General features: G+C 33.2%; 4 protein-coding genes and 1 pseudogene. 2 read left to right on the top strand and 3 right to left on the bottom strand.

What is annotated here, in order from left to right:
- Positions 1-274 precede the first annotated feature (274 nt).
- A complete protein-coding gene (locus PSI17_RS15470; RefSeq protein ID WP_273552830.1) occupies positions 275-1129 on the top strand; it encodes a LysR family transcriptional regulator in 855 nt (284 codons plus the stop codon).
- Positions 1130-1377: 248 nt separating this feature from the next.
- On the opposite strand, the gene PSI17_RS15465 is transcribed toward PSI17_RS15470, so the two are convergent.
- From PSI17_RS15465 to PSI17_RS15455, 3 genes are read right to left on the bottom strand one after another with little or no spacing between them, the layout of a single operon-like run.
- Positions 1378-3876 carry an AMP-binding protein gene (locus PSI17_RS15465; RefSeq protein ID WP_273552829.1) on the bottom strand — a complete coding sequence of 833 codons (2499 nt, stop codon included), beginning with the start codon at positions 3874-3876 and terminating at the stop codon, positions 1378-1380.
- Positions 3876-4163 (bottom strand): hypothetical protein, encoded by a 288-nt coding sequence (locus PSI17_RS15460; protein ID WP_273552828.1) that lies wholly within the window; start codon positions 4161-4163, stop codon positions 3876-3878. The genes PSI17_RS15465 and PSI17_RS15460 overlap by 1 nt, the downstream gene beginning before the upstream one ends.
- Positions 4164-4197: 34 nt before the next feature.
- A complete protein-coding gene (locus PSI17_RS15455) occupies positions 4198-5442 on the bottom strand; it encodes a hypothetical protein (RefSeq protein WP_273552827.1) in 1245 nt (414 codons plus the stop codon).
- A gap of 343 nt (positions 5443-5785) precedes the next feature.
- Here PSI17_RS15455 and PSI17_RS15450 point away from each other — a divergent pair.
- Positions 5786-6823, top strand: a pseudogene (locus PSI17_RS15450) (IS630 family transposase).
- The last annotated feature ends 4 nt before the right edge of the window (positions 6824-6827 follow it).

Below are 6827 nucleotides of genomic sequence, written 5' to 3'. Positions count from 1 at the left end.
TATTATTCACCCACACAAAAAACAGGGCGCGAGCATACTTTGATTAATATTTGAACTTAAAATGTCACTCTTGTTCTTTAATTCTTTAGTTTTCTATAAAAGTCTAAAGAATTGCCTGTGCGATTAAATCTCACTCGATAAAAACACTATTAAAACTGAATATTAAGAGATAATCATCTTCAAAACACAGCTAAAATAGTGTACTCGCGCCCTGCACAAAAAACTATTAAATTTAATTTATAAATGTTACGATTTATCTTTTACAGAGCGTATTATGGATAGTGTAAATTGGGACGATTTAAGATTTTTTACAGCACTTGTCGAATGTCGTACTGTTTCTTCTGCTTCAAAAAGACTAAATGTAAACTATGCGACAGTATCCAGACGAGTAGAACGTCTGGAGCATACTTTAAGACAGCGTCTTTTTGATAGAACGCAGGACGGATATATTCCAACCGTTGAAGGTTTAATCTTATATAATAAGACATCTTTGGTAAGGGAAAATATAGAAAGTTTAGAGGAATATTTTGTTCAAGGCGGTAAATTTAAAAAAAGCGTAATTATATCAATGGTATCCTCACTGGCAGAATATTACATAATTCCTAAACTCAGTAGTTTTGTGAAAAGATATCCAGAAATTAGATTAGAAATTAATATATCAAACCGCAACGTCAGTATTCCAAGAAAAGAAGCAGATATCGCACTTCGCTTAGAACTCCCTGAAAAAGGAGAATATTTAAGCAAAAAAGTAGGAGAGATTGATTATAAACTCTGTGCTGCACCTGAGATTATAGAAAAAATAAACAAGAAAGAAAATGTTAGCATCATTACATTCAATAGTGATTTTAGCCATTTGCCTGAATCTCAGTATCTAATTCGACGTTTTGGAAATAAATCAATCCATTTCCAATCAAATTCAGTAACCACTCAACGTATTGCTGCTGAAAATGGGTATGGTGTAGCCTTACTCCCTTCATTGGCTATCAAGGATAGTCCGTTAGTTTCTATGGAATTGGATTCTCCTATAATACGTCCTATATGGATGCTGACATCCAAACATACAATGCAAATAACAGTAAGTCGATTAGTGGCTGATGAACTACAAAGAATTTTTAATGGCATGAGATGAAATAAATAATTCCAAAACTGAAATGATGTATCAGAGATATGTTTATAAATTTAGATTCAATTTTATTAAAAATGTCAAAAAATAAATAATATTTTACTTATTTTAAGGGATAACCTGAACATAACATTAATATCAAACGAAATTTTATTTTCCAAAGTGGAATTTATTAACATAAAAAAATACTTTATCAACAATTGTATTTTCAGAAAACAAAAATCAATCCCCCCTTCTATGAAGGGGGATTTTCACTATCGATATTTGGATAAAACTTTCCTATTTGGTCGATTAAACCAACCTCGGATGTATATATTATTAATAATTAGAGATCCTATTGTCACCAATGTACCAACTACTTCTGCATTAGTAAATGGCTTATCCATAATAATTCCAATCGCAAAGGCAGTTATCGGTACTAAGTTAATGAATAAAATGCCGTTTACGGGGCCTAACCTTTGTATTCCAGTATTCCAAGAGAATACAGCAATTACTCCCGCAATAGTAATCAGATAAACTAGCTCCCATGTTATTGAGAAAACTTGACTTATTGAAGGAATAGTAGTGAAACCAATACTATTAGTTAACCAAGCTATTGCTACAATGCTTAATGCTCCCAAAAATGCAGAATGAGCAGTATATCTTAAAGTGGAAAATTCAGATACATAGATGGCTCCTATGGTATATGTTACCCAACAAAATGCCCCCGATAAAATTACCAATGATGGCAATAAATTTCCACCTGTCAATGCAGTAATATCGCCTTTTGTTATTACTAAAATCACACCAAGCAGTGCAAAAATAATAGATAAAAGTGTAAATTTGGCAGGTTTAATACCTTTCATCATCCACATCATAACTACCGAAATTAAAGGCATGAGAGACATAATAATAGCACCATGTTGCGCTTTAGTATATGCCAACCCTGCGAAAGCTAATATACTAAAACCAGCAAAACCCAAGGTACCAAAAAACCATAATTTAAGAAAATTCTTCCCCGGATTTAAAGATTCAATTCCCTCTTTCAATGCAAGAATTACAATGAATATCAATGAAGCGATACCATAACGAATTAAGCTTATATGTACAGCATCCATAGTATTTAATGCGTTCTTTGCAATAGGAAACATTCCTCCCCAAGCAATTGCAGTACTCACTAAACATAAAACACCTATCAAAAATGCCATTACACTTTTGTTACTATCAGAATGCTTTTTAACTGTATTTTCTTTTTTAGATTTTAATGTGTATATATTTTCATCAGATAGCATCTCAATTAATTTTGGTGCAAGAACTTTTCCAGAGGGTGAATAAGTAATATGAGACAACATACATATTTTTTTCACTTTCACCTTATGGTCTTTCATGACAGATTTAATTTTTAACTGAATAATATCAAAATTATCTTCATATCCATAATTCACAACAACACCACATTCAACATAATTTGAAGATGTGTCACTTACTATAACTGCAACATCCTTAATTTCTTTAAAGAACCCAATTTCATTCTCTAATTCGTATACATTTATTTCATTTTCACCTTGTGAGCGATTCATTAGATAAACAGAACCATTCTCATCAATGTACCCCGTTTCTGCTGTTACTAAATACTCTTTTCCATCAACTTCTATGGATTCTGACTGTGCATTCTCGTAACAATCCATATTCATATAACTAGATATTGCAATGCGTCCTTGTTGCCCGGAAGGAATCTGATGCCCCTTAGAATCGACAACAATAATATTATTACCATGATATGCTTTACCAACACTGTAAGGGTTTGAAATAATATCACTAGGTTCAGCAAGAGCATTTACACCAGTTTCTGTAGTTCCATAATATTCATAAATATTGGGGCCAAATGTGTTAATAGCAGCTAGTTTAGTTTTTGGAGGGAAATGCTTTCCGCCAACTATGATAAACTTTAGGTTATTTTCCTTTGGTTCTATTCTTAACCCCTGATATTTTTGCAAAATATCATTAAGCAATGGTGGTGTCATAGCACTCGTACTTATCCACTCTGTCCTTAAAAGATTTGCCATTTCTTTTGTATCATGTGGAGTTGCGATGACTATTGTGGCACCAAGTTGTAAGAAAAGCCTAGCCCACCCATTACCTGCTGCATGATACATAGGCATGGCCATAAGATGCCTATCCTCAGAATTAAAGCCATATCGGGCTGTAAAATAAGAAAATCGCCGTGCATCAAATGACTTTGTTCGAATAACAGCTTTAGGTATTCCAGATGTACCCGATGTAAATGAAATACTTCTAAATGGTTTATTAGAAATATCATTTCCAATTGGCTCCAAAGAGATTTTTTCTAAATTATCGTAGCACAACCCATGATTTAAGGAACTATCAATATCTAATATAGTTGCAACTGACGCTAACATTTTTAGATCAATATTGTTAGCAATACAGTAGGATGAAGATACTATTATTATACCACAGCCAGCCATCTTTATCATTTCTATGATTTTATTCTGGGTCTGTGTATAATCAATACCAATACATGGTAGTTTTAATGTTGCAGCAGCAGATGCTAAATAAATCAATTCAAGTCGATTTGGTGAAATATAGCAAATAGATGTAACATTAGAAATATCTATAGACTTAGAGAGGTTATTTGATAATTTTTCAACAATAGTTTCATATTCATTCCAATTTACTATTTTTCCTTGAAAAACCAGTGCTTGTCTATCACCCCGAGCTGATGAAATTTCCTTTATTTTACTTAATGGAATCATTATAACTCCTCCTCTTTTATGAAAATTAATGATGTTGAATTAGTTTTAGCAAGATTAATCTTCTCCATTATAACTTCTGATATTTCTTGCCCAGGTATTAACAATGGAATACCTGGTGGATATGGTATTATGAATCCATTATAATTTCCCTTTCCATCAAAATTAAATTTCGAAGAATGATATTTCTTATCAATGGAATCTAGTGCCTTCATCAGGGCGAGAGCGTGAACGTTTTTTGAGCTTGAAATGTATGCTACGCAACCATAATTAGAATAAATATCACTCAATCTGGTCTTGTTAAAGTATGAATTAGTGCTTTATTTACACAATTCGTTCGAAAATTAGTCTTTCATGCTCTCGCCCTGGTGCCTTCATTAAATTTTTAACGCATTCATCTGTTATGCCATAGTGAAAATTAAATAATATTGAATTTTTATTATACCTACTTAAATAGATTCCATAATCATCAAACAATATATTTCTTATATGACTTCCATTAAAGGAATCATCATTAATTCTAAGCCAAACTTTGGTTGGATCCCAAATTGAATTCTTGCTATGATTTTCATCATCATAATTATTAAATAATGTCAAATTAGACTCAACAAATTTTTTTAAGTCGTGAGCTAATTTTACAGAGTTAGATGAATAAAAACTCCCTTCTTTATTAGCGTGTAAAATAGACAATTCCATACTACTAATTATTGGATAACTTGGTGAAGTTGTGTGTAATTTAAAATGCGTGTCATGCAATCGTTTAATGCATTCTATACTTCCGAAGGCATGAAGTAAACTACTTTGCCTAAAAGCAAATAGTGATTTATGAGCAGAATGACTCACAACAATATTAACATTATATTTTTTTGATAAATATCTAGCATTATAAATTGCAGTATATCTTTTTAATCCTTCATCGAAAGAAGTCCATGCACCCCATGCTTCATCTATTAAAATATTCTTCAATGATTTCGATGAGGTTATTATACATTCCAATACTTCATCTATTTTAGTTATTAATCCTTCATATGTCTGACTGTTAATTATTACAGTATCATATGGTTCCCCTTTATTTTCTTCATCTTTCAGTGCATTAATAAATGAATCTAAATCTAATCTTGTGACTTGCCTTTCCTTACAAACTTCAATATCTTCTATATACGTTATATTTTTAGTCACCATAGGAATATAAAAATGTAGAGACTGATGTATTCCTTTCTGAGCCAGAACTTTCGTTTTTTTATTGCACAGAGAGCTTACAGCAATTTGGTTTGAAAGACTAGAACCACATGTTACATATAAAGTCGTATCTGTCCCAAATACTTCCTTAGCCATTTCCATAGACAATTTTAATTGTTTTGCAGGGCAAACAAGAGAGTCAAAAAATGGCTGTGTAATTGTCTTTTCAAATTTAATAAAATTATTTAATAAATAATGATATTGTTCTTTGAATTTTGATCTATCTAAAGATTCAATATTTTGTATGGGAAGAACATGAAAAGAAGATTTATTTAATTTAGAAATTCTTTTCAGGTCATTAAAAAAATACAATTGATCAAAACTATCCATAACGTTATCACTTATATAATAAAAACAAATTAAGAAAAAATCTTTTAAAATATCAACGAGATTACAAACAATACGTTGGTTAAAAAATACGACATGCAAATATTTTCAAACTGAGCAATACATTATTTTAATTTTCAAAAAAATCAAATGGTAATTTTTGCTTGTTAAACATGCATTTTTTCGTCTATATACGTAGAATTAAGTATTTTTCATTGGTAATTTTTTATGATTAATAATATGAATAATAAAAATGACGCTAATTATTAGCGTTAAAAGTTATCTTTATACCAATCGCCATTGAAGATGCTTGATTTCTTATCCAAACCAGATCATGCTTGCAACTATGAAAATTCATCTGACACCAGAACAAAAACGTGCCCTCGAATTGATGCATGATACAACTCGTGATAGTCGAGTCTGTGATCGCATCAAGGCCGTGCTTTTGGCGTCAGAGGGCTGGACAGCTCAGATGATTGCCCAGGCCTTACGTATTCATGAAAGTACGGTAAGCCGTCACCTAAAAGATTTCATCGCGCAGGAAAAACTCACCCCAGAAAACGGCGGTTCTGACAGCCATCTCTCTGCCAAACAAACCGCCGAGCTGGTTGATTATTTGACGGCAAATTTGTTGCATACGACCGCTCAAATTGTGGATTATGTACGAGCTCGTTGGCAGGTGTCTTTTAGTGTGGGTGGAATGACGAAATGGCTTCACCGCCAAGGTTTCAGCTACAAAAAACCAAAGGGCGTTCCTCATAAATTCGATGCGGATAAGCAGCAACAATTTATTGATGACTATCAGTCTCTGAAAGACCGGGCAGGTCAGAATGAACCTATCCTATTTATTGATGCGGTGCATCCTTCGCAGTCCACAAAGCTCAGCTAGGGTTGGATGAAAGCAGGAAAAAATCAGGTAAAAGTGGTCGAAACCACCGGCAGTCGTACCCGTCTCAATATTTTGGGTGCCCTCAATTTACAACGAATTGAAGACACCGTGATCCGTGAATACCCGAGTATCAATGCCGAAAATATCGCGTATTTTTTCTGCGCTATCAGAGAAACTTACCCACTTTCGCAAAAAATTCATATTATTCTGGATGGGGCGGGTTACCACCGGGCAGAATGGGTGAAAGAGGTGGCGTATGTACTTAATATTGAACTGCATTACCTACCGCCTTACAGCCCAAACCTCAATCCAATAGAGCGATTGTGGAAGTATATGAATGAGCAAATACGTCACAATGTTTATTTTCCGGATGCGAAAACATTCCGCGAAACCCTTCGCCACTTTTTTCATGTCACCTTGCCAGAAAAAGCGAAAGAACTCACGACTCGACTGACTGACAACTTTCAGATTTTAAAACCTGCATCTTCAAGTTAGATTG

Source organism: Xenorhabdus sp. IM139775 (genome assembly GCF_028598745.1).
GTDB lineage: Bacteria > Pseudomonadota > Gammaproteobacteria > Enterobacterales > Enterobacteriaceae > Xenorhabdus.
The sequence above is the reverse complement of the archived record's forward strand: the minus strand, read 5'-3'. Positions and strand labels throughout refer to the sequence as shown.